The sequence below is a fragment of the Providencia sp. PROV255 genome (assembly GCF_028478065.1).
GTDB lineage: Bacteria > Pseudomonadota > Gammaproteobacteria > Enterobacterales > Enterobacteriaceae > Providencia > Providencia rettgeri.
Map to the genome: position 1 here is coordinate 72021 of NZ_JAMPMI010000016.1, position 23987 is coordinate 96007.

The 23987-nt window shown below is 41.5% G+C and carries 24 protein-coding genes; 7 read left to right on the forward strand and 17 right to left on the reverse strand.

The features are described from left to right. Positions 1-49 precede the first annotated feature (49 nt). From PR725_RS15750 to asnC, 13 genes are all read right to left on the reverse strand, one after another. Entirely contained in the window at positions 50-475 is a 426-nt protein-coding gene (locus PR725_RS15750; protein WP_004906291.1) for a F0F1 ATP synthase subunit epsilon, read from the reverse strand. 21 nt (positions 476-496) lie between these two features. Further along, the gene (gene atpD, locus PR725_RS15755; RefSeq protein ID WP_004906293.1) at positions 497-1879 is read right to left on the reverse strand and encodes a F0F1 ATP synthase subunit beta; all 1383 of its coding nucleotides are present in this window, start codon (positions 1877-1879) and stop codon (positions 497-499) included. A gap of 34 nt (positions 1880-1913) precedes the next feature. Then, entirely contained in the window at positions 1914-2777 is an 864-nt protein-coding gene (gene atpG / locus PR725_RS15760; RefSeq protein ID WP_110731519.1) for a F0F1 ATP synthase subunit gamma, read from the reverse strand. Between the two features lie 51 nt (positions 2778-2828). Then, the gene (gene atpA / locus PR725_RS15765) at positions 2829-4370 is read right to left on the reverse strand and encodes a F0F1 ATP synthase subunit alpha (protein WP_004906297.1); all 1542 of its coding nucleotides are present in this window, start codon (positions 4368-4370) and stop codon (positions 2829-2831) included. Between the two features lie 14 nt (positions 4371-4384). Continuing rightward, a complete protein-coding gene (gene atpH, locus PR725_RS15770; RefSeq protein ID WP_004906300.1) occupies positions 4385-4918 on the reverse strand; it encodes a F0F1 ATP synthase subunit delta in 534 nt (177 codons plus the stop codon). A gap of 12 nt (positions 4919-4930) precedes the next feature. After that, a complete protein-coding gene (atpF, locus tag PR725_RS15775; protein WP_004906301.1) occupies positions 4931-5401 on the reverse strand; it encodes a F0F1 ATP synthase subunit B in 471 nt (156 codons plus the stop codon). 58 nt (positions 5402-5459) lie between these two features. Then, positions 5460-5699, reverse strand: coding sequence for a F0F1 ATP synthase subunit C (atpE, locus tag PR725_RS15780; protein WP_004093904.1), 240 nt, complete (start codon positions 5697-5699; stop codon positions 5460-5462). Positions 5700-5747: 48 nt separating this feature from the next. Continuing rightward, positions 5748-6566: a F0F1 ATP synthase subunit A gene (gene atpB, locus PR725_RS15785; protein ID WP_004906738.1), complete on the reverse strand. Its 819-nt coding sequence runs from the start codon at positions 6564-6566 to the stop codon at positions 5748-5750. Positions 6567-6599: 33 nt separating this feature from the next. Then, positions 6600-6977, reverse strand: coding sequence for a F0F1 ATP synthase subunit I (gene atpI / locus PR725_RS15790; protein ID WP_004906317.1), 378 nt, complete (start codon positions 6975-6977; stop codon positions 6600-6602). A gap of 601 nt (positions 6978-7578) precedes the next feature. Further along, on the reverse strand, positions 7579-8199 hold the full coding sequence (rsmG, locus tag PR725_RS15795; protein ID WP_272569735.1) for a 16S rRNA (guanine(527)-N(7))-methyltransferase RsmG: 621 nt from the start codon (positions 8197-8199) through the stop codon (positions 7579-7581). Position 8200: 1 nt separating this feature from the next. Continuing rightward, the gene (gene mnmG / locus PR725_RS15800; protein ID WP_004906733.1) at positions 8201-10090 is read right to left on the reverse strand and encodes a tRNA uridine-5-carboxymethylaminomethyl(34) synthesis enzyme MnmG; all 1890 of its coding nucleotides are present in this window, start codon (positions 10088-10090) and stop codon (positions 8201-8203) included. A gap of 377 nt (positions 10091-10467) precedes the next feature. Next, on the reverse strand, positions 10468-10908 hold the full coding sequence (gene mioC, locus PR725_RS15805; protein WP_109912554.1) for an FMN-binding protein MioC: 441 nt from the start codon (positions 10906-10908) through the stop codon (positions 10468-10470). Between the two features lie 91 nt (positions 10909-10999). Then, entirely contained in the window at positions 11000-11461 is a 462-nt protein-coding gene (gene asnC, locus PR725_RS15810; protein WP_004906728.1) for a transcriptional regulator AsnC, read from the reverse strand. Positions 11462-11622: 161 nt separating this feature from the next. Between asnC and asnA the strand changes: the two genes are divergently transcribed. Continuing rightward, positions 11623-12615: an aspartate--ammonia ligase gene (gene asnA, locus PR725_RS15815; protein ID WP_004906722.1), complete on the forward strand. Its 993-nt coding sequence runs from the start codon at positions 11623-11625 to the stop codon at positions 12613-12615. Here asnA and viaA read toward each other — a convergent pair whose 3' ends face one another. After that, positions 12616-14073, reverse strand: a complete 1458-nt coding sequence (gene viaA / locus PR725_RS15820; RefSeq protein WP_115166308.1) for an ATPase RavA stimulator ViaA — start codon at positions 14071-14073, stop codon at positions 12616-12618. Between the two features lie 2 nt (positions 14074-14075). Continuing rightward, positions 14076-15593, reverse strand: a complete 1518-nt coding sequence (ravA, locus tag PR725_RS15825) for an ATPase RavA (protein ID WP_272569739.1) — start codon at positions 15591-15593, stop codon at positions 14076-14078. A gap of 282 nt (positions 15594-15875) precedes the next feature. Here ravA and rbsD point away from each other — a divergent pair, with 282 nt between their 5' ends. From rbsD to rbsR, 6 genes are all read left to right on the forward strand, one after another. Continuing rightward, a complete protein-coding gene (gene rbsD / locus PR725_RS15830; RefSeq protein ID WP_004906713.1) occupies positions 15876-16295 on the forward strand; it encodes a D-ribose pyranase in 420 nt (139 codons plus the stop codon). 7 nt (positions 16296-16302) lie between these two features. Beyond that, on the forward strand, positions 16303-17817 hold the full coding sequence (gene rbsA / locus PR725_RS15835; protein ID WP_109912557.1) for a ribose ABC transporter ATP-binding protein RbsA: 1515 nt from the start codon (positions 16303-16305) through the stop codon (positions 17815-17817). Continuing rightward, positions 17814-18776, forward strand: a complete 963-nt coding sequence (gene rbsC / locus PR725_RS15840; RefSeq protein ID WP_004906340.1) for a ribose ABC transporter permease — start codon at positions 17814-17816, stop codon at positions 18774-18776. The genes rbsA and rbsC overlap by 4 nt, the downstream gene beginning before the upstream one ends. Positions 18777-18794: 18 nt before the next feature. Beyond that, positions 18795-19685, forward strand: coding sequence for a ribose ABC transporter substrate-binding protein RbsB (gene rbsB / locus PR725_RS15845; RefSeq protein ID WP_004906703.1), 891 nt, complete (start codon positions 18795-18797; stop codon positions 19683-19685). 80 nt (positions 19686-19765) lie between these two features. Beyond that, the gene (rbsK, locus tag PR725_RS15850; RefSeq protein ID WP_004906700.1) at positions 19766-20695 is read left to right on the forward strand and encodes a ribokinase; all 930 of its coding nucleotides are present in this window, start codon (positions 19766-19768) and stop codon (positions 20693-20695) included. A 3-nt stretch (positions 20696-20698) separates the two neighbouring features. Continuing rightward, positions 20699-21700 (forward strand): ribose operon transcriptional repressor RbsR, encoded by a 1002-nt coding sequence (gene rbsR / locus PR725_RS15855; protein ID WP_410479536.1) that lies wholly within the window; start codon positions 20699-20701, stop codon positions 21698-21700. Here the strand turns inward: rbsR and mdtD are convergent. Beyond that, a complete protein-coding gene (gene mdtD / locus PR725_RS15860) occupies positions 21697-23100 on the reverse strand; it encodes a multidrug transporter subunit MdtD (RefSeq protein ID WP_109912558.1) in 1404 nt (467 codons plus the stop codon). The two genes, rbsR and mdtD, sit on opposite strands and share 4 nt — an antisense overlap. A gap of 47 nt (positions 23101-23147) precedes the next feature. Continuing rightward, entirely contained in the window at positions 23148-23846 is a 699-nt protein-coding gene (locus PR725_RS15865) for a FadR/GntR family transcriptional regulator (protein ID WP_109912559.1), read from the reverse strand. Positions 23847-23987: the final 141 nt, after the last annotated feature.

Sequence of the window (23987 nt, forward strand, 5' to 3'; positions counted from 1 at the left end):
AAAGCCAGTTAGACTTAACCAACTGGCTTTTTTTACTATACCGCTATCATTACATTAGCTTTTTAGTTAACTCGATGACTCGAAGTTTCGCTATTGCTTTTGCAAGTTCTGCTGATGCCTGAGCATAATCAACATCGCCGTGAGCTTTACGGACGTGTTCTTCCGCTTTGCGTTTAGACTCCACTGCACGAGCTTCGTCTAAATCTTTACCACGGATCGCTGTATCAGCGAGTACGATAACACCATTTGGTTGTACTTCTAAAATACCGCCGGAGAGGTAAATTAGCTCTTCTTCACCAAACTGTTTGGTAATACGTACCATGCCCGGTTTTATGGCAGTCAGCAGCGGGGTATGCTGCGGGTAAATCCCCAGCTCACCTTCACTACCTGTCACCTGAATTTTCTGTACCATGCCTTCAAACATTTGTTTTTCAGCACTCACTACAGTCAGGTGGTATGTCATTGCAGCTACCATATCAACCTCCTGTCAGCTGGATTAAAGCTTTTTCGCTTTTTCCACAGCTTCTTCAATGGTACCAACCATATAGAACGCTTGTTCTGGCAGGTGGTCGTAATCACCGTTCAGGATCCCACTGAAGCCACGGATAGTGTCTTTCAGAGAAACGAACTTACCTGGTGAACCGGTAAATACTTCAGCAACGAAGAATGGTTGAGACAGGAAGCGCTGGATCTTACGAGCACGAGCAACAACCAGTTTGTCTTCTTCAGACAGTTCATCCATACCCAGAATTGCAATGATATCTTTCAGTTCTTGGTAACGTTGCAGAATAGACTGAACGCCACGAGCAACATCATAGTGCTCTTGACCAACAACCAGTGGGTCAAGCTGACGGCTAGTAGAATCCAGAGGGTCAACCGCAGGGTAAATACCCAGTGATGCGATTTGACGGCTCAGAACAACTGTTGCGTCTAAGTGAGCAAAGGTAGTTGCTGGTGATGGGTCAGTTAAGTCATCCGCAGGAACGTAAACCGCTTGAACGGAAGTGATAGAACCCGTTTGAGTTGAGGTAATACGTTCTTGCAGAACACCCATCTCTTCCGCCAGCGTTGGCTGATAACCTACCGCTGAAGGCATACGACCTAACAGTGCTGATACTTCAGTACCTGCCAGTGTATAACGATAGATGTTGTCAACGAACAGCAGTACGTCACGACCTTCGTCACGGAATTTTTCAGCCATAGTCAGACCAGTCAACGCAACGCGCAGACGGTTTCCTGGTGGCTCATTCATCTGGCCATAAACCAGTGATACTTTATCCAGAACGTTTGAGTCGGTCATTTCATGATAGAAGTCGTTCCCTTCACGAGTACGCTCACCAACACCTGCGAATACTGAGTAACCTGAGTGCTCAATCGCGATGTTACGGATCAGTTCCATCATGTTTACTGTTTTACCAACACCCGCACCACCGAACAGACCAACTTTACCACCTTTAGCGAATGGACAGATTAAGTCCATTACTTTGATACCGGTTTCCAGCAGTTCTGTTGAGTTAGCTAATTCTTCATAGCTAGGTGCAGCACGGTGAATTGACCAGCGCTCTTCTTCGCCGATATCACCTTTCATATCAATAGGTTGACCCAGAACGTTCATGATACGTCCTAAAGTTGCTTTACCTACTGGTACTTCAATTGGGTGCTCTAAGTTTACAACTTCTAAACCACGGCTCAGGCCATCTGATGTACCCATTGCGATACAACGGACAACACCACCGCCTAACTGTTGCTGAACTTCCAGCACCAGTTTTTCTTTACCGTTAACAACCTCAAGAGCGTCGTACACTTTTGGTACGTCATCTTGAGGGAACTCGACGTCCACAACGGCGCCGATTACCTGGATAATCTTTCCAGTAGCCATCTTGAATCCTCTACGTAATTCGTAAACCTAGCTGTTAAACCGCGGAAGCACCCGAAACAATTTCGGTAAGCTCCTGAGTAATGCTGGCCTGACGAGCTTTGTTGTAAACCAACTGCAACTCTTTGATCAGGTTTCCACCATTATCAGTAGCGGCTTTCATCGCTACCATTCGTGCGGCCTGCTCACTAGCCAGGTTTTCAACGACGCCCTGATAAACCTGCGACTCGATATAACGACGTAGCAGGGTATCCAGCAACGCCTTAGGATCGGGTTCGTAAATGTAATCCCAAGACTTCTTCTTCAGTGTTTCATCATCGCTTGCAGGCAATGGTAACAATTGAAGAATAGTTGGCTCCTGAGACATTGTATTGATGAACTTATTCGTCACCACATACAGTTTATCCAAACGCCCTTCATCATAGGCTTGTAGCATTGTGTTAACTGGACCAATCAAGTCCGAAAGCGTTGGGTTATCCCCCATTCCGGTAACTTGAGTCACGACATTGCCGCCCACAGAACCGAAGAATGATACCGCTTTAGAACCGATTAAAGCCAAATCAACCTGAACGTTTTTCTCAGACCATGACTTCATATCTGCTAATAGTTTTTTGAACAGGTTAATGTTCAAGCCACCACACAGACCGCGGTCTGTTGAAACAACCAGATACCCGACACGCTTAACTTCACGCTCTTCGAGATATGGATGTTTATATTCCAGATTACCTAACGCTAGGTGACCAATCACACTGCGCATGGTTTCTGCATAAGGACGGCTGGCCGCCATGCGTTCCTGCGTTTTACGCATTTTGGACGCAGCGACCATTTCCATCGCTTTAGTGATCTTTTGTGTATTTTGTACACTTCCGATCTTGGAACGTATCTCTTTTGCGCCGGCCATTTCTGCTTCTCCTTATTAACCAGACGGCCCTAGGAACTGGGCCGAATAGTATTACCAGGACTGAGTTGCTTTAAATGATTCGAGCAGTTTTTTCAACTTGCCTTCGATATCATCGTTATAGCTACCAGCCGGGCCAATTTCGTTCATAAGGTCAGCATGCTCGCGCTGTGCAAAAGAAACTAAAGCAGCTTCAAACGCACCAATTTTCGCTAACTCAACATCATCCAAGAACCCACGTTCTGCCGCGAACAGAGACAGTGCCTGCTCTGCTACTGACATTGGTGCATACTGTTTCTGTTTCAGCAGTTCAGTTACTTTCTGACCATGACTTAACTGTTTACGAGTCGCGTCATCGAGGTCGGAAGCAAACTGAGCAAACGCTGCCAGTTCACGATACTGAGCAAGTGCGGTACGGATACCACCAGACAGTTTCTTGATAATTTTAGTCTGAGCAGCACCACCAACACGAGATACTGAAATACCTGGGTTAACCGCTGGACGAATACCAGAGTTAAACAGGTTAGATTCCAGGAAGATCTGACCATCTGTAATCGAAATTACGTTTGTTGGTACGAATGCAGAAACGTCACCAGCTTGGGTTTCAATGATAGGCAGAGCTGTCAATGAACCTGTTTTGCCTTTAACTTCGCCTTTAGTAAAGTTTTCTACGTATTCAGCGTTAACGCGAGCAGCACGCTCAAGTAAACGTGAGTGCAGATAGAAAACGTCACCTGGGTAAGCTTCACGTCCTGGTGGACGACGCAGCAACAGTGAGATTTGACGGTATGCAACAGCCTGTTTAGACAGGTCATCGTATACGATCAGTGCATCTTCACCGCGGTCACGGAAATATTCACCCATCGCGCAACCAGCATATGGCGCTAAGTATTGCAGAGCAGCTGATTCAGATGCTGTAGCAACAACAACGATAGTGTTTTGCAGTGCGCCGTGTTCTTCCAATTTACGAACTACGTTAGAAACGGTAGACGCTTTCTGGCCGATAGCCACGTACACACATTTGATGCCTGAGTCGCGTTGGTTGATGATTGCATCGATAGCCAAAGCAGTTTTACCTGTTTGACGGTCACCGATAACAAGCTCACGCTGACCACGACCGATTGGGATCATGGCATCGACTGATTTATAACCAGTTTGAACTGGTTGATCAACGGATTGACGGTCGATAACACCTGGCGCAATAACTTCTACAGGAGAGAAGCCATCGTTATCAACAGGACCTTTACCATCAATTGGTTGACCCAGTGTATTCACAACACGTCCTAGCAGGCCACGGCCTACTGGAACTTCAAGAATACGACCAGTACATTTAACTTTCATGCCTTCTGCCAAGTCGGCATAAGGACCCATAACGACCGCACCAACAGAGTCACGCTCTAAGTTCAGTGCGATAGCGTAACGGTTGCCAGGCAGCGCGATCATTTCACCCTGCATGACTTCGGCTAAACCGTGAATACGAATAATACCGTCATTAACGGATACAATCGTACCTTCATTGTGAGCTTCACTCACAACATCGAACTGAGCAATACGCTGTTTGATCAGTTCGCTGATTTCGGTGGAATTCAGTTGCATATGCTCCAGTCCCCTTAAGACTGCAAGACGTCAGTTAAACGCTCTAAGCGACCGCGGATACTCCCGTCAATAACGAGGTCTCCAGCACGAATGATCACTCCAGCAATAACAGACTTATCAATTTTGCAATTCAGCTTAACTTTGCGTGACAGACGTTTTTCCATCGCTGCAGAAATTTTAGCTGACTGCTGTTCACTCAGTTCGTTAGCAGAAATCACATCAACTTCAATGGTTGATTCCAGAGAATCGCGCAATTGGATAAACTGCGTCAACACTTCTGGCAGCGTCGTTAAACGCCCGTTATCTGCCATAACACGAATCAGATTCTGAACATGCTCGTCAATTTCATCTCCACAAACAGAGATAAACGTTTTAGCTAATGTTTCTGGTGCAATAGAACCAGAAAGCAGCTCCCCAACCTGTTCATTGCGCGTCACCTCAGCGGTGAAGGCTAGCATTTCCTGCCATTTAGCAACAGCTTGGTTTTCCACAGCAAAGTCAAAAGCTGCTTTGGCGTAGGGGCGAGCTACAGTAGCAATTTCAGACATGCCCCTCCCTCCTTACAGTTCAGCGACTAGTTTATCAACGATGTCGCTGTTAGCAGCTTCATCCACGGAACGTTCGATGATCTTCTCGGCACCTGCGATAGCAAGCATCGCAACCTGTTTACGTAACTCTTCACGTGCACGTTTACGCTCAGCATCAATTTCAGCTTGCGCTTGTGCGACGATTTTTGCACGTTCTGCTTCCGCTTCTGCTTTTGCTTCATCAATCATTTGAACGCGTTGTTTATTCGCTTGTTCAATGATGACTTGAGCTTCAGCTTTCGCTTTTTTCAGTCGGTCGGTTGCGTCGGTTTGCGCCAGTTCCAGGTTCTTTTTAGCACGTTCTGCGGAAGATAAACCGTCAGCAATTTCTTTTTGACGCTTTTCAATGGCCGCCATAATCGGTGGCCATACATACTTCATACAGAACCAAACAAACAGGACAAACGCGATAGCCTGGCCGAGGATTGTTGCATTTAGATTCACAGACAATACCTCATATTCATTAGTGAATTAATGTTCTTACAGTGTTCCGTAACGTTAATTAGGCAACAGCGAACATTACATACAAGCCCAGACCAACAGCAATCATCGGAATAGCATCGACCAGACCCATTACGATAAAGAACTGTGTACGCAGCAGAGGAATTAAATCTGGCTGACGAGCAGCACCTTCTAAAAATTTACCACCTAGGATGCCGATACCGATCGCAGCACCGATCGCCGCTAAGCCCATCATCACAGCGGCAGCCATGTACAGCAGATCCATACTCAGGTTTTCCATGACAGTCTCCAGTTTGTTTCAGTTAATACAATTATTGATAAAATTAAATTAGTGTTCTTCAGATGCCATCGACAGATAGACAACCGTCAGAACCATAAAAATAAAGGCTTGTAGCGTAATAATCAGTATGTGGAAGATAGCCCAAGGTAGGCTTAACAACCACTGTGACCACCACGGTAGCAGAGCCGCGATAAGAATAAAGATCAATTCACCTGCATACATGTTACCAAACAGTCGCAGACCGAGTGATACAGGTTTTGACAGCAGGCTTACCCCTTCAAGAATCAAGTTGACTGGAATGAAGACAGGATGGTTAAAAGGCTGCATTGTGAGCTCTTTTGTAAATCCGCCAATTCCTTTCATTTTGATGCTGTAGAAGAGGATTAGGATAAACACACCAATAGCCATCGATAATGTGACACTAACATCTGCGGTTGGCACTGCACGTAATGCAGGTAACCCGAGATAATGCTCAGCAATATACGGAAGGAAATCAATTGGGAGTAAATCCATTAGGTTCATTAAGAATACCCAGACGAACACCGTTAATGCTAAAGGAGCAATAACTTTGCTCTTGCCGTGATACATATCACGGACTGAGTTATCAACGAAACCAATGATCAGTTCTATTGCAGTCTGTAACTTACCGGGTACGCCACTAGTCGCATTAACTGCAACTCTTCTAAATAGCCACAGGAACAGAGCCCCGAGAACTACCGAGAAAAAAAGCGAGTCAATGTTCAACGTCCAAAATGTTGGACTAGCGTGGGGATCGACCAACTTAAAGGTACTCAGGTCCAACTGAAGGTTTCTCAGATGGTGGCCTATGTAATCCTCTGTAGTCATCACTTCTCCTGATGCAGACATGATGCCTCTTACCCTTTTGTAGTTTAAAAATACTTACCGTTTAAAAACGGCTGGTGCAACAATCTGAACAATTAGCACCGCTAAATAGGTCAAACCCAGTGGTGTTAATGACGCTTTGAACACACCGAAAGCAACAACTAAGACAGCGATAGTTGTAACAACCTTTAGCCCTGCTCCTAATGCTAAGAACCAGGCAATGCGGACAGGTTCATCCTCTCCTTTTGCTTTCTGAAATTGTGCTAGCAGCATAAATACGATATTTGGTAACCAGCATGCTAACCCACCAGCAAGAGCAGAGGCCCCCCATTCTATACTATTTGCACAGAAAGCCCCACTGAGGATCACTAAAGTTATAAACTGAACAGACAACTGCTTTGCAGCGTGTTTGTTGTCATAAAGGGATACAGACATAACTTTTTGTTTACTCCCAGCTCTTCTCAGCCTCAGAAACGCTAAGTGTTGTATAAAACTGCCTTTGCGTAAATGTGTCAAGAGACAAAAACGTGCAAATTATACGGGCAGGCGAAATGAATTCAATCAGTAAGTAGCGAAAAGGTGAATAAATATTTAATTTTTTCGAGTTGGCGCAGAATTGTCGCTGTAATAATTAATAAATAGTTAATGAATTGCTGCATATATTCACATTAATGTGATAAATATCACATTTAGCTTTATTCTCTTTATTTATTCTTTCAACTTTACTGACAACAAAAAATAGATTTAATCTGTAAATCAAACAATTAAAGAAGTAGATTTTTAAGTTAAATTTAAAAGTGATAAATCAAATATTTCACTATTAACTATTTATCTAGCTAAATCGATTAAGTCAAAATTGCCAATTTCCCTATATTTTTTCTTTCAACACCTTATTTTTGAAACTTATTCGTTATTTCTATGTAAATAACACGTGAAATATAAATATTTACTCTCTAGCTAAAAACAAGAATAGCCGGTGCTTTGTAACACACCGACTATCGCTCTAAAAGACAAAATATTTTGACAGAAAGCAACTTTATTTTATAGAAACTTTAACCAAATGCCGCTGTTCATCAAGTTCAGGCACTTCAAGCTCTGTGATAGATTCAATCACAAAACCTTCTGGTAGCGCCATTTCATCATCACGAATGACACCTTTAAGTGCATAAAAACAACCGCCAGATGAAGGTAAATGATGGCACCAACTCAGCATATCGTTCAGTGAAGCAAATGCGCGGCTAATCACCCCATCAAAACCATTTTCAATTGGGTACTCTTCAACACGCGATTGAACAGGTTCGATATTCGTTAGCCCTAGTTCATGTTGAACCTGTTTTAAAAAGCGTATCCGCTTCCCTAAGCTGTCCAATAAAACAAAATGGGAATCAGGCCGAACAATAGCTAAAGGAACGCCAGGTAAGCCTGGCCCCGTTCCTACATCAATAAATTTTGTTCCGTTGAGTTGACCGTTCACCACTATGCTGTCCATGATATGACGGATCAACATCTGTTGTGGGTCACGTACTGAAGTCAGGTTATAGGCTTTGTTCCATTTAGCTAATAACCCAACATAGTCAACTAACTGCTGTTTTTGCTTTTCCGTTAAGTCAATATCGGTTTTTGCTAACAATTGATTAAGTTTCGATAATAAATCCATGTTAAGCACTCCGGCGTAGCATGCCTTGTTTTTTCAGCCAAACAAGTAAGATAGAGATTGCTGCAGGCGTAATCCCTGAAATTCGTGATGCTTGACCAATAGATGTCGGTTTATGGTCGTTCAGTTTCGCCATGACTTCGTTCGACAACCCTTTTACTTGTTTGTAATCGAGGTCAACAGGCAACAAGGTATTTTCATTACGTAGTTGTCTTTCGATTTCTTCTTTTTGGCGAGCGATATAACCTTCGTATTTAACTTGGATTTCCACTTGATCCGCAGCTTGAGGATCGTCAATACCTGGGGCAAACAGGTTAAGCGAGGTTAGCATTTGATACGTCATTTCTGGACGACGCAGTAAATCTTCCCCATTTGCTTCTTTCGATAATGGAACGGTTAAAATTCCATCTATCTCAGTATGGTTATCTGATTTAGGATGAACCCAAATATCTTTTAAGCGTTGACGTTCTTTTTCAATCAGTTCAACTTTTTTATTAAAGTGAGCCCAACGTACGTCATCAACTAAGCCTAACTCTCGGCCTTTTTCAGTGAGTCGCAAATCGGCATTGTCTTCACGAAGCATCAAACGGTATTCCGCACGTGAAGTAAACATACGGTAAGGTTCTTTTGTCCCTAAAGTACAAAGGTCGTCAACGAGAACACCGATATAAGCTTGGTCACGACGAGGGAACCAACCGTCTAAACCAAAGGCATGTTGTGCAGCATTAAGGCCCGCTAATAGCCCTTGAGCTCCGGCTTCTTCATAACCTGTTGTGCCGTTAATTTGGCCAGCAAAGAATAAACCTTCAATAAATTTACTCTCAAGCGTTTGTTTTAGATCTCTAGGGTCAAAGAAATCATACTCGATAGCATAACCAGGACGAATGATCCGTGCATTTTCCATTCCTTTCATGGAATGAACAATTTGCATTTGAACATCAAATGGTAAGCTGGTGGATATCCCGTTAGGATAAATTTCATTGCTCGTTAAGCCTTCTGGCTCTAAAAAGATCTGATGTGAGTCTTTATCTGCAAAACGCATGACTTTATCTTCGATCGAAGGGCAATAACGTGGGCCGATCCCTTCAATAACCCCTGCATACATAGGGCTACGATCTAGGTTATTTCTGATCACATCATGGGTTTTTTCATTGGTATAGGTGATATGACAAGGCATCTGTTGTGGATGTTGATCTTGTGAACCTAAGAATGAAAAAACGGGCATTGGGTCATCACCTAGCTGTTGAGCTAACTGACTGAAATCAATAGTTCTTGCATCAATACGTGGTGGCGTTCCTGTTTTTAAACGATTAACACGTAAAGGCAATTCTCTCAAACGTTGAGAAAGTGAAATTGAAGGGGGATCCCCTGCACGACCGCCACTGTAATTTTCTAAACCAATATGAATTTTGCCATCAAGGAAAGTACCAACGGTTAATACCACGGCTTTGGCTTTAAATTTTAAGCCCATACGGGTAATTGCCCCTGTAACTCGATTGTTTTCAACAAGCAAGTCTTCTACGGGTTGTTGGAAAATCATTAAATTAGGCTGATTTTCTAAAGCCATTCTGACAGCTTGGCGATACAGAACACGGTCAGCTTGCGCTCGGGTTGCACGAACAGCTGGCCCTTTGCTGGCATTTAATGTTCTAAATTGAATACCCGCTTTGTCTGTAGCGATGGCCATTAGACCACCTAGGGCATCAATTTCTCTAACCAGATGTCCCTTACCGATCCCACCGATGGCTGGGTTGCAAGACATCTGGCCCAATGTATCAATATTGTGAGTCAGTAATAGGGTTTGACGCCCCATACGTGCAGCTGCCATTGCTGCTTCAGTACCGGCATGACCACCACCAATTACGATGACGTCAAATTGCTCTGGATAAAACATGTGTGGACCTTAAACGTTAGAAAATGCGGATTGTGCATTTGAGGAGAGAATTCTACTCAAGTTTGAGGAAGAGACCAAGCTTTAGGTTTCCCCCTTATATAATATAAAGATCTTTTTATTTAAAGATCTCTTTATTAGATCTTTTATTAGGATCACCGGTTTCTGTGGATAAGTGGATTTTCACTTTAAAGATCATAAAACTGTAAAGGATCATATACTGTGAATGATCCGTGATCCATTTGCGTATAAGCTGGGATCAAAATGGGTACTTATACACAGGCCTTGGGAGCCTAAAAACTTATACTCTGGATAACTACGGGTTAATACCGGGATCTTCCCTGAGTTATCCACAGTTGATTGCTGTTTTTTTAATCGATTTAGAGTTCGTTTGCCCAAATTTTAACCCATTCTCCAGCGGGATCTTCCGGTATTTCGTGTTGTTGGACATCAATTTCCAAACATTCACCGATCCTTTTAGCCCCTTGCTTGATTAATAACGCATCTATTTTGTGGATAGCACCACAGAAAGTGTCATATTCAGAGCTACCGATCCCAACAGAGCCAAATTGGACTTCGCTTAGATCAGGAGCGCTTTCTTCTATTGAATCAAAAAGAGGTTGAATATTTTCAGGCAGATCACCTGCACCATGTGTTGAGCTCACCACCAGCCATATGCCTTCAAGTGTTAAGTCATCAAGCTCTGGGCCATGTTGAATTTCAGTTTCATGACCGAGTTCTTCTAAAATCTCAGCCATGTGCTCGGCAACATACTCCGCACTGCCCATTGTACTGCCACTTATTAAGGTTACTTTTGTCATGGTGATTCTCTTTCACAATAATAGGGCGCTATTGTACGCTGTGAATGAGCTGGGATCTACCTGTGGATAATGTGGTTATATCATTTTTTTTCTACGGGTTGATTGTTCGTAAGATCGGGTTTTGTAAGGAGATCAGTGTTTCTGTGGATTGTATCTCATCAATGGTCTGAATTTTGTTGATAAGTACGTCTTGTAAAGAATCGATAGAACGGCACATGACTTTAATAAAAATGCTGTATTGCCCTGTTGTGTAGTACACCTCGACAACTTCTTCTAAGGCATCTAATTTTTTTAGTGCGGTTGGGTAATCTTTTGCACTTTTTAAAATAATGCCAATAAAGCAACAAACATCGAATCCTAATTGTTTTGGGTTTATATCAATACGTGTGCCTTTAATAATTCCTGCTTGCTTCATTTTTTCGACTCGGACATGAATTGTTCCGGGGCTAACTGCGAATTTTTTTGCTAATTCAGCATACGGTATGCGCGCATTTCCCATTAATTCGTGAAGTATGTCACGATCGAGATTATCGATTTGATAATTTTCCGGCATTATTTCACCTCTATTTTAACGATTCTTCATTTTTATACCTGTTTTTTTATTTAAAATAAACAGTAAAGGCTTTTTTTAATGATGGATATTGAATTTATACCTCATTTTGTTGCTTAATCTATACATCAGCTAACACAGCTAACAAATTATGGGAATAAATTATGGACAAGTCTTTTATCGAACATCAGCAACAAATTAGTTTTGTGAAATCGTATTTCTCACGTTTACTTGAAAAAGAATTAGGGTTAATTGAAGTTCAAGGACCAATCCTAAGCCGTTTAGGGGATGGTACTCAAGACAACTTATCGGGCAGTGAAAAAGCCGTTCAAGTAAAAGTGAAATCAATTCCAGGTGCAACCTTTGAAGTGGTTCATTCTTTGGCTAAATGGAAACGTAAAACATTAGGACGTTTCGGTTTTAGTAAAGGCCAAGGTCTATACACGCATATGAAAGCGTTGCGTCCGGACGAGGATCGCTTAACCCCAATCCACTCCGTCTATGTTGATCAGTGGGATTGGGAAAAAGTGATGGCAGATGAGGAACGTACACTTCCTTATCTGAAGCAGACAGTGGGTAAAATCTATAAGGCAATAAAAGAAACAGAAGCTGCCGTAAGTAAAGAGTTTGGGTTGGCACCGTTCCTGCCAGACCAAATCCACTTTATTCACAGTGAAGAATTGTTACAGCGCTATCCTGATTTAGATGCGAAAGGGCGTGAACGCGCAATCGCGAAAGAATTAGGTGCAGTATTCTTAATTGGTATCGGTGGTAAGCTATCTAGTGGTGAATCACATGATGTTCGTGCGCCAGACTACGACGATTGGACAACAAAAAATGAAGACGGTTTTTGTGGTTTGAACGGCGACATCATTGTGTGGAACCCTGTTTTACAGGACGCATTTGAGCTTTCTTCAATGGGAATTCGCGTAAGTCCTGAGTGTTTGACCCGTCAATTAAAGTTAACTGACGATGAAAAACGTATGGAATTAGAGTGGCACCAAGCATTAGTGAAAGGTGAAATGCCGCAAACTATCGGTGGTGGTATTGGCCAATCACGCTTAGTTATGCTACTTCTCCAACGCCAACACATTGGCCAAGTGCAATGTGGTGTATGGGGTGCTGAAATGCAAGAATCCGTTGAAGGTATGCTGTAATTAGCGACTAAATCGGCGTAACAACCTGCTTTTTAACCCAGTATCAAAACGCCAAATATGGTCAAAGATTTTCATGATGCTGGGTTTCCCATAATTTGATACAGATACCGCATGGAAGCGGTATTTACCTTTCTTCTGCATGGCTTTTATTTTTTGAATCAACTCATCAGGTAAACGCTGAGCAACAAAATCAGAAATCACTACGGCATCTGCATCTATCCACTGCTTTGATTCCAATTTTACTGCTGTTTCTTGCAAACAAGCCGCAAGATCAGTCCCACCTTTAAATGTTTGATGTAAAAATCGAATACATTGCTCTAGGCCATCAATAGAAAGTAAATCGTAATGCACAATTTCTGTGGAAAATAACATCACATGACATGAGCGGTTATCCGCCAGCGCAATTTTCATTAATGCGAGGCAAAAAGCCTTTGCACAGCGTTCATTTAAACCGCCCATCGAACCGGAAGTATCAATACATACAACAAATGGACCTCTCGGTTGTTCTTCATCATGGTGATGTGTTATTGGGCGAAGAACTTTCCTTTCTTGCCAGCTATCTCCTTGTAATCGATAAGTTAGAAGCTGTTTTTCAAGTAATTTTCGATAGAACTCAAATTCAATATCTTCAAGACCTAACATAGCGAGTTCTGCAGGTAATAACCGTAAAATATCGTCACTTTGATTTAAGCCATTAACTTGCTCAGGAACAGTTTCAGGCACTTTTTCCATGATAGTCATCGGTTCTAGTACCACGCTATCATCAGGGATTGCTTGTGCAGTTTGGCTACGGCCTAATAATTGTGCTATTTTTTCTAATTCAGGCTGCTGACGTAAAAATTCACTGTATCGGCTTAATAATTGGTCATTATAAGCGGAAGTCATGTTCACACCTTTGGTTAAATCCCACAACCGGCCTGCAGCACGTTCATTTTCACCTAAGATATCCTCTAAATTGCCACTTAGTGCTAATCGGCGCTGTAGTTCCGCCAGCAATTGTTCTTTTTCTTGTTCTAACATTTCTTTATGTAGAGTCGTCACTTGTAAAATTAAACTGACTCGCCATTTTTGTACAAACAGTGATTGCCTTGCACTGCGATTTTCTATTTTCCCGCTCTGTAACTGATGTGCTTCACGGTAAAAAGGAGAATCCAGTTGGTGAAGTTTTGCTATGACACTTGGTAATTGGATAAAAAAGGCGTCTGTCGATATGCCAAGAGATTGACGATAAAGTTCAAACTCTTCTGAAAGTTGAGCAGGAACAAGCGCATCTTGCATACGCTGTTTGAGATCTTTTTTCCAACCGGATAAATCTTTTAGTAACGCTTTTTTTAATCTAGGGTGTTTTTCAAAAAAGACCGCCAATTGAGGGGTTGCTAACAAAGAGATAATTATCTCCTCGATTAATTGACCTTCATTAACCGAAAGCAGCATTTCTAGTGTGGCTAAACTCATCATCGTTATTCAGCCACTTTACCCGTGATTTGGTTACGTAATTGGTTTAGTTTCTCTGTGAGTTTCATGAAGCTTTGTTCAATATCTGCAAGCCAGTGTGATTCAATAAATAAGTTGGGCTGCTGTTTTTCAAACTGATAGCGTGCGGCTTGAATTTCTCCTTGAATTTTATCTAGCTTGTCTAGCCATTCTTGATTATTTGTATTTGGCGTGAGTGATGAGGCTTTATCTTGAATATATAAAGTAGATGATTGATGACTTATATCTAATAACTGTATCTGGTTTAAATTATTCACCTCAGCGGCAATGTCTTGTGCAAAACCAATCCCATTTAGGTGAGCGGATAATGTCGTTCCTTTATTTAAAAACGTTATCAGGGATTTTTTATCAGTAGTTACAAAAGTCACTTTCATATTATGTAGTTGCAGTGGACGATGTAAAAATAGGGTAATTCGACCATCACTGATATTTTCGGGCAATACATATGACGCTTTACGAGCAAACATCGCATTGTTTTTATTGACTTTAAATGCATCTTGGTTGTTTTGGTCTTGGGTCGATGACATCCATTGCTGATAAGTCTGCTCTATTTCTCGAGTCAACTTTCGCTGCTGCCAGCCATCTTCTTGTAATAATGACTGTAATAGTTGTGGTAACGCATTCATAGATTGCATGTCATACCAGAGGCAATCTTTTAATAACACAAGATCTAGAGGAGATACACTATTACGACCATTAAAGAAAGCACTTGCTTGTAATAAATAAACCGCTTTCTTCCAGCGCCTATCTGAAACATAAACCCGTTTGTCTGTTGCATCTAGTTGCTGACGTAATTGGTAAATTAATTCAAAACAGTGATCGGGTAGCGTAATTTTGGGTATTTCTTGTTGCCACTGTTGGTATTCTTCATCGCTGATTTTTAAATGTTCCGGCATTTGAGATTCATTCAGTGATGATTTTCCTGTTAATAGTGCGCGAAAATTTTGTTTTTCTTGCACTTTATCCAGCCAAATACGTACTAGCATTCTGTCGAATAGCGCTTCAAGGCTATTATCTGCATCAGGCAATTCATTGGATGCCGTTACTAATAACCGCATCGGGATAGATTTTTCTTCATCACCATTACGGAACTTGCGCTCATTTACCGCGGTTAATAAAGTATTTAAGATGGCAGGGCCTGCTTTCCATATCTCATCAAGGAATACGACTTCAGCGTCAGGTAAATAACCTTTAGTTAAACGTTCATATCGCCCTTCATCTTTTAACGCTTGTATTGAAAGAGGGCCAAAGATTTCTTCGGGTGTTGAAAATCGTGTCATTAAGTACTCAAAAGCATTCGCATGACGAAAAGCATATTTCATTCTTCGTGCAATTAAGCTTTTGGCAATACCCGGAGGGCCTAATAGAAATACGCTTTCGCCGCTTAATGTGGCTAATAAGCACAAACGAATAGCCTGCTGGCGTTCATATAAACCGCTTTCAAGGTAATTGCTTAGTTGGGCAATTCGTTCAGCAAGCTGCATTATTCATTCCTTTTATTAATAGAGGTGTTGATATCAAAACTATCAATTTCTTTTATTACATACTGCGACCTATTTTTCCATTTTTCTTTGACATGCCCCAATAAATAAGAAAAAACGATTCAGCTACAAGTGATTCAATAAGTTATTGTTTTTAAGTATTTCTAATGCGAACGAAACGTTTCGATATTGATCACAAATATCAACCATCAATATTGAGTTGTGACTTATCTTTACTATGATTACATGAGCGAAACGTTTCGCTTACTAGAATGGCGGTGAAAAATGAAAAAGGGTGTTTTACTTAATGCCAACGTTACCTCTGTAATTGCCAAGTTAGGTCATACGGACCAAATAACGCTTGCTGATGCAGGTTTGCCTATTTCTCAAGGAACGGAGCGTATTGATTTAGCCATTACTCAAGGCTTACCCGATTTCATGTCAGTTTTAAGTGTCATTACTCAAGAGATGCAAGTCGAAAAAGCCATTCTAGCTGAGGAAATCAGTACCATTAACCCACAAATGGAAGACGCTATTTTAGCTCACTTACAACAGTTAGAAGTCACCCAAAATAATACGATTGAAATTATTTATTGCAGCCATGAACGTTTTAAACAGCTGACTCATGACAGTAAAGCGGTGATCCGTACCGGAGAATGTTCACCGTTCGCTAACATTATTCTTTGTTCTGGTGTGACTTTCTGAGGTGATTATGCAACCTTTATTAGAACTTATCGGGATCGATAAATCATTTCCAGGGGTAAAGGCCCTCAGTGGTGCGACATTAAATGTCTACCCAGGAAAAGTCATGGCGCTGGTGGGGGAAAATGGGGCTGGCAAATCAACCATGATGAAAGTGCTGACGGGTATTTATAAAAAAGATGCTGGTCAAATCCGCTATTTAGGTAAAGAAGTCGCATTCAATGGCCCTAAAAGCTCCCAAGAAGCAGGAATAGGGATTATCCACCAAGAACTTAATTTAATACCTGAATTAACCATCGCAGAGAATATTTTTCTTGGTCGAGAGTATGTTAATGCGTTTGGCAAAATTGACTGGAAAAAAATGTTCAGTGAGTCTGACAAACTGCTTAAACGGCTTAACCTTGATTATGATAGCCATCAAACTATTGCAGAGCTTTCTATCGGCGAACAACAAATGGTGGAAATCGCTAAAGTCCTGAGCTTTCAATCACAAGTCATTATTATGGATGAACCCACAGATGCGCTAACCGACACAGAAACAGAATCCTTATTTAGAGTTATCGAAGACTTAAAAGCTCAAGGCTGCGGTATTGTTTATATTTCCCATCGTTTAAAAGAAATTTTTGAAATTTGCGACGATGTAACGGTGTTTCGCGATGGCCAGTTTATTGGTGAGAAACCCGTGAGTGAATTAGAAGAAGAAAAACTCATTGAAATGATGGTTGGTCGTAAACTTGAAGACCAGTATCCAAGAGTTGAGGTAGAAACCGGAAATATTAGGCTGCAACTTGAAGGCGTATCTGGGCCTGGTGTAACAAATGCCAACTTTACCCTGAGGAGCGGGGAAATTTTAGGTGTATCGGGTTTGATGGGCGCGGGGCGTACAGAGTTGATGAAAATCATCTACGGCGCGGCGACAAAAAAATCGGGCACGATAAAACTGGAAGGCAAACTCGTAACACTGAAAACACCACAAGACGGGCTGAATAATGGCATTGTTTATATTTCAGAAGACCGTAAACGTGATGGATTAGTATTAGGTATGTCAGTGAAAGAAAATATGTCATTGACAGCATTACGTTATTTCAGTCGTGCGGGAGGAAGCCTTAAGCATGGGGAAGAACAGCAAACCGTTAGCGATTTCATTCGGTTATTCAATATTAAAACCCCGTCAATGGACCAAATAATTGGCAATCTTTCAGGTGGTAATCAGCAAAAAGTGGCCATTGCGCGCGGCTTGATGACAAGACCAAAAGTACTGATCCTTGATGAACCAACTCGCGGTGTAGACGTTGGTGCTAAAAAAGAAATCTATCAATTAATTAACCAATTTAAAAAAGAAGGGCTGAGTATCATTTTAGTTTCTTCAGAAATGCCTGAAGTAATAGGAATGAGTGACCGCATTTTGGTGATGCACGAAGGTCATATCAGTGGTGAATTTTCAGCCAAAGACGCGACGCAGGAAGCCTTAATGGCAGCCGCCGTGGGTAAAAATTATGGCTCAGTTCAGGAGTTATCAGTATGAGTTCAACTACCGCATCATCAAAACGTTGGTTCAGCAAAGCATGGCTGATGGAGCAAAAATCATTAATCGCACTATTAGTTTTGATTGCCATCGTATCAACATTAAGCCCGAATTTTTTTACGGTTAATAACCTATTCAATATCCTACAACAAACCTCCGTTAATGCCATTATGGCCGTTGGAATGACATTAGTTATCTTAACGTCTGGAATTGACCTCTCTGTTGGGTCCTTATTAGCCTTAACGGGAGCAGTTGCAGCCTCAATGGTCGGGGCTGAAGTTAACGCATTAGTGGCTGTTGCGGGAGCACTAGCACTCGGTGCCGCTATCGGTGCATGTACAGGAGTGATTGTTGCAAAAGGAAAAGTCCAAGCTTTCATTGCGACTTTAGTCATGATGCTACTGCTGCGCGGTGTGACACGAGTTTACACAGACGGCAGCCCTATCAATACAGGATTTAGTGATAACGCAGACTTATTTGGTTGGTTTGGTATTGGCCGCCCATTTGGTATTCCTACCCCAGTCTGGTTAATGATCATCGTTTTTGCTGCGGCATGGTATATGTTGCACCATACTCGCCTTGGTCGTTATATCTACGCACTTGGTGGGAATGAAGCGGCTACTCGTCTTTCTGGTATTAATGTCGACCGCATTAAAATAGTGGTTTATGCCTTATGTGGACTGCTAGCGGCATTGGCGAGTGTCATTGAAGTTGCACGTTTATCATCAGCTCAGCCAATGGCAGGTAATGGGTATGAACTTGATGCTATCGCTGCGGTTGTACTTGGTGGTACCAGCCTTGCTGGTGGTAAGGGGCGTATCGTCGGAACATTGATTGGTGCGCTTATCCTTGGTTTCTTAAACAATGGATTAAACTTATTAGGTATTTCGTCAAACTACCAGATGATTGTTAAAGCTGTCGTCATCTTACTTGCTGTACTTGTTGATAATAAAAAGTAACCCTACAGGAAAATTATTATGAAACTGAACAAACTAGCAACGTTATTATCTGCAGTTGCACTGAGTGCAACGGTTAGTGTGAATGCGATGGCGAAAGATAGCATTGCACTCGTAATTTCTACATTGAATAACCCATTCTTTGTGACGATGAAAGACAGCGCACAAAAAGAAGCGGATAAACTCGGTTATGAGCTGATTGTTTTAGATTCTCAAGACAACCCAGCCAAAGAGTTAGCAAACGTACAAGATTTAACCGTTCGCGGTACAAAATTAATGTTAATTAACCCAACAGATTCAGATGCAGTGGGTAACTCAATATTAATGGCGAATAAAGCGAATATACCTGTAATTACTTTAGATAGAGCGGCTAACAAAGGTGAAGTTGTCAGCCATGTAGCATCTGATAACCGCATGGGCGGGAAGATGGCCGCTGACTACATTGCACAAAAAACAGGCAGTGAGGCTAAAGTTATTCAATTAGAAGGCATTTCAGGCACATCAGCCGCACGTGAGCGCGGTGAAGGTTTTAACACCGGTGCGAAAGAGCACAAATTCAATTTACTGGCGAGCCAACCGGCTGATTTCGATAGAACAAAAGGCTTGAACGTAATGCAAAACTTGTTAACGGCACATCCAGCTGTTCAAGCTGTATTTGCACAAAACGATGAAATGGCATTAGGGGCGTTAAGAGCTCTGCAAACCGCAGGCCGTACCGATGTTCTGGTTGTCGGTTTTGATGGAACAAATGATGGTATCAAAGCCGTTGAAGGCGGAAAATTAGGTGCAACGATTGCACAGCGCCCAGACCAAATTGGGATTGTTGGTGTTCAGATTGCAGATAAAGTCTTAAAAGGTGAAAAAGTGGCTCCAACGGTTCCGGTTGAATTAGAATTAGTGGTAAAACAATAAGATAAAAACCGCCGCGGCATACTGCGGCGGTTTATTTTAGTTTGCAATTCATTGGGTCATCAAAAAAGGAAATAAACGTTATGGGTACAGCAAAGCTGGTGGTTCTCGGTAGTATCAATGCTGATCATATATTAAATGTTAAGCATTTCCCTCAACCGGGTGAAACAGTTAGAGGTGATCATTACCAAGTTGCGTTTGGTGGAAAAGGCGCTAACCAAGCTGTTGCTGCTGGTCGCAGTGGTGCTGACATAACATTTATTGCCTGTGTTGGTGATGATGATATTGGGGCGAGTATAAAAAAACAGTTATCTCTCGATAACATTAAAACCGAATGTATTGATGCCATTGAAGGTGAAACGACAGGTGTCGCCCTCATTTATGTGAATCAACAAGGGGAAAATACGATTGGTATCAATGCAGGTGCAAATGCGCAACTTACCAAGGAAAGGTTAGGACATTATCAGCAAAAAATTGTGGAAGCGGATGCGGTATTGATGCAACTGGAATCTCCCATTGAAACAGTACAAATGGCTGCTGAAATAGCGAAGAAAAACAATACAAAAGTCATTTTGAACCCTGCACCCGCTCAATCTTTACCTGATTCATTATTATCATTAGTGGATATTATCACACCAAATGAAACAGAAGCTGAACATTTAACAGGCATTGCGGTTAATGATAATCAAGGTGCTCAGGATGCGGCTGAAGTCTTACATCAAAAAGGTATCAGTAAAGTGATGATAACACTCGGTTCTCGAGGCGTTTGGTATAGTGAAAAAGGTGCAGAAGGTAAAATAATTTCTGCATTTCGCGTAAAAGCAGTGGATACTATTGCCGCAGGTGATACATTCAATGGGGCTTACGTTACTGCACTGCTGGAAGGTAAGGCTGACGAAGAAGCGATTATTTTTGCCCATGCGGCAGCAGCGATAGCTGTGACTCGCCCTGGAGCTCAACCCTCTGTTCCATGGCGTAAAGAAATTGACCAGTTTTTGACTCAACAGGATTAACTTGTGGCAACAATGAAAGATGTGGCACGCCTTGCGGGGGTGTCGACATCCACCGTCTCTCACGTTATTAATCAAAATCGCTATGTCAGCGAGAGCATTACTGTACGCGTTAAAAATGCGATTGAAGAGTTAAACTATGCCCCCTCTGCGCTGGCACGTAGTTTAAAAATGAATCGCACGAATACGATTGGGATGTTACTGACAACAAGTAATAACCCATTCTACGCTGAGGTAGTGCGGGGTGTAGAACGTAGTTGCTACGAACGCGGTTATAGTTTGATTTTGTGCAACACTGAGGGCGACCTTCAGCGAATGAATCATAGCTTAGAAACATTGCTACAAAAGCGTGTTGATGGGTTACTGATTATGTGCACAGAAGTACAGGGGCCATCAAAACATGTTTTGGCTCGTTACCCCGCTGTGCCAACGGTTATGATGGACTGGTCTCCATTCGAGTTAGATGGAGACATTATTCAAGATAACTCTTTTCTTGGTGGGGAAATAGCCACTCGTTACCTTATTAAAGCAGGTTTCACTCGTATTGCATGTATTGCAGGGCCACAAGATAAATCACCAGCAAGAGCACGTCATCAAGGTTTTATTCAAGCCATGACTGATGGCGGCATTAATATTTATGATGATTATATCATTTTCAGTGATTTTGAATTTGCTGGTGGGTTTGAGTCCATGAATAAACTGCTCAGTTTACCTACCCCTCCCGAGGCTATTTTTGCAGGTAATGATGCGATGGCGGTGGGTGCTTATCAAGCGATATACCAAAAGGGCTTGAAAGTGCCTGATGATATTTCAATCATTGGTTATGATGATATCGATCTCTCGCCTTATATGATCCCACCACTTACAACAATTCATCAGCCAAAAGATAAGTTAGGCCAACAGGCTGTTGACCAACTTATTTATCGTATGGATAACCCAGAGGCAAAGGCGAGCATTTTGGTTCTTACCCCTGAGCTAATTGAGCGCCAATCGGTTAAAAAATATTAATTCTTCGCTTTTTTGGTTTTATTTTTTATTAAATTATCACCGTCTGTCTTACTTAATAATAAGAAGACAAAAGCTGAGATAAGCGTAATGACACCAACGGTAATAAAAGTATAGTGAAAATTATCGACCGTATTGCTATTAGGCTGTCCACCATAGAAATTTAAGATTGCGGCACTGACTGCAATACCGAAGCTTATCGAGAGTTGCTGAGTCACCGCTAACATACTATTTCCCGCACTTGCATTATTGTCTGTTAAATCAGCCAAGCAAATAGTATTCATCGCGGTAAACTGTATTGACATCACCATTCCTAAAATGAATAAAGGTGCAATTAACAGGTAAATCGACATACTTGGTGATTGCAAGGAAAACTGGGCGATCATTAATCCAATAATTATGGTGATAACAAATAATGTATTACGGTAGCCGTATTTAGTCAGGATCCGAGTAACCCCAGATTTAGCAGTGATTGAACCTATTGCTAGTGGCGCCATCATCATTCCTGCCACAACGGCTTCGTAACCAAAACCCACTTGCAACATTAATGGCATTAAAAAAGGAATGCTGCCTGTTCCCAAGCGTGTTGCGATATTACCACTGATCCCAATAGAAAAAGTGCGCGTTTTAAATAGATTTAGTGGAATTATTGCATGCTTAACTCGCCTTGCGTGAAGAACATAAATAAATAAGAAGAGAAAACCCACTAAGACAATAATTGCAGGAACAGAGGTAGGAAGCGATTTATCACCAAATAAGTCTAAGCTGACAGATAGCATGACTAAGCCAAAGCCAAACAATAAGAACCCAAGCGTATCAAATTTACGTTTTGGCATTTTAAAGTCTGGCATATGTTTCAAGGCATAAAAAATACCTAAAACACCTATAGGAATATTAATAATAAATATCCAATGCCAAGTTGCATAGGTGACTAAGATACCACCTAACAGAGGCCCCAATATTGGGCCAACTAAACCTGGAATAGTGACAAAATTTAATATGGGTAGTAACTCACTTCGAGGGTAAGCCCTTATTAAGGCTAAACGGGCGACTGGCATCATCATTGCCCCACCAATACCCTGAATAACTCTAGAGGTTACTAAGAAATTTAAGGATGGCGAAAGGGCACAAAGTAATGAACCAAGAGAAAATAAGGAAACTGCTAAAATAAATATACGCCTTGTACCAAATCTATCAGCAAACCAGCCGCTTACAGGAATTAATAGCGCAACAGTAAGCGTATAGCTGACTACAGCTGATTGCATTGCAAGCGGCGAGTGATCAAGGCTTCTTGCAATATCGGGTAAAGCCGTATTCAAAATGGTGGCATCGAGCGCTTGCATGAAAAAGGCCATTGCCGCAATCCATGGAAGGCCAGACATATTTTTCGCTGTTTTGAACATCAGTTACCTATACAAATAAATTAAAGCTTCAATGGGATATTGTGTTGTTAGTCTTGTTTTTGGGTAATTGTTAGTAAGTTATAGCAAAGGTCGAGTGCTATTGTACTTTTACCATGAATAATTGCATTGGCAAGTTGTTGATGAATTTCGACCTCTATAACCTCATTATTAGTAATGACATCAAAGTAACGCTGATAAATAGAACGGAATAAATTAGCAAAAGAAATAAGAAAAGGATTGGCACAAGCTTTGTAAATAGTTAAATGGAAATGATAATCAACTTTTACCCAATGCTCTCTGTCAAATTCTTTGGCGAGTAGCTGCATTTCACTAGATAATAGTTGTAATGATTGTTTTTGCTCTTTTGTTGCATGTATCGCTGCAAGATAACAAGCCTGAGGTTCTATTGCGAGTCGAACCATTTTAAAGTGCTTCATTACAACAGATTGCTCTTCACTATTAGACCACCACGTTAAGAGATCTTGGTCTAAAAAATTCCAATTTGAAGGAGACATAACACGGGTGCCTATTTTGGGGCGTGCTAATACCATACCTTTTGCTGCTAATATTTTTATAGCTTCTCTTATAGCTGTTCGACTTGCTTGGAATTGTTCTGATAATTCTAATTCGCTAGGTAAAATGGAATCCGGTAAATAGGTGCTGGTTAAAATCAACTGGCCAAGATTTTCTGCAATAATATAAGAGCGATTTTTTTGTGAGGCTGTTTGTTGCTTATTTAATTCCATAATTCATCTCAAAGCATAATTCTTAGATACATATATTACGTGAGTAGATGTACAATTGCTGCTGAAATAGTCAATGCACAGACCAAATTTAACTTATAAATACCTTTTTGGCTAAAAAAAACACGAACAAAATAAAAACGT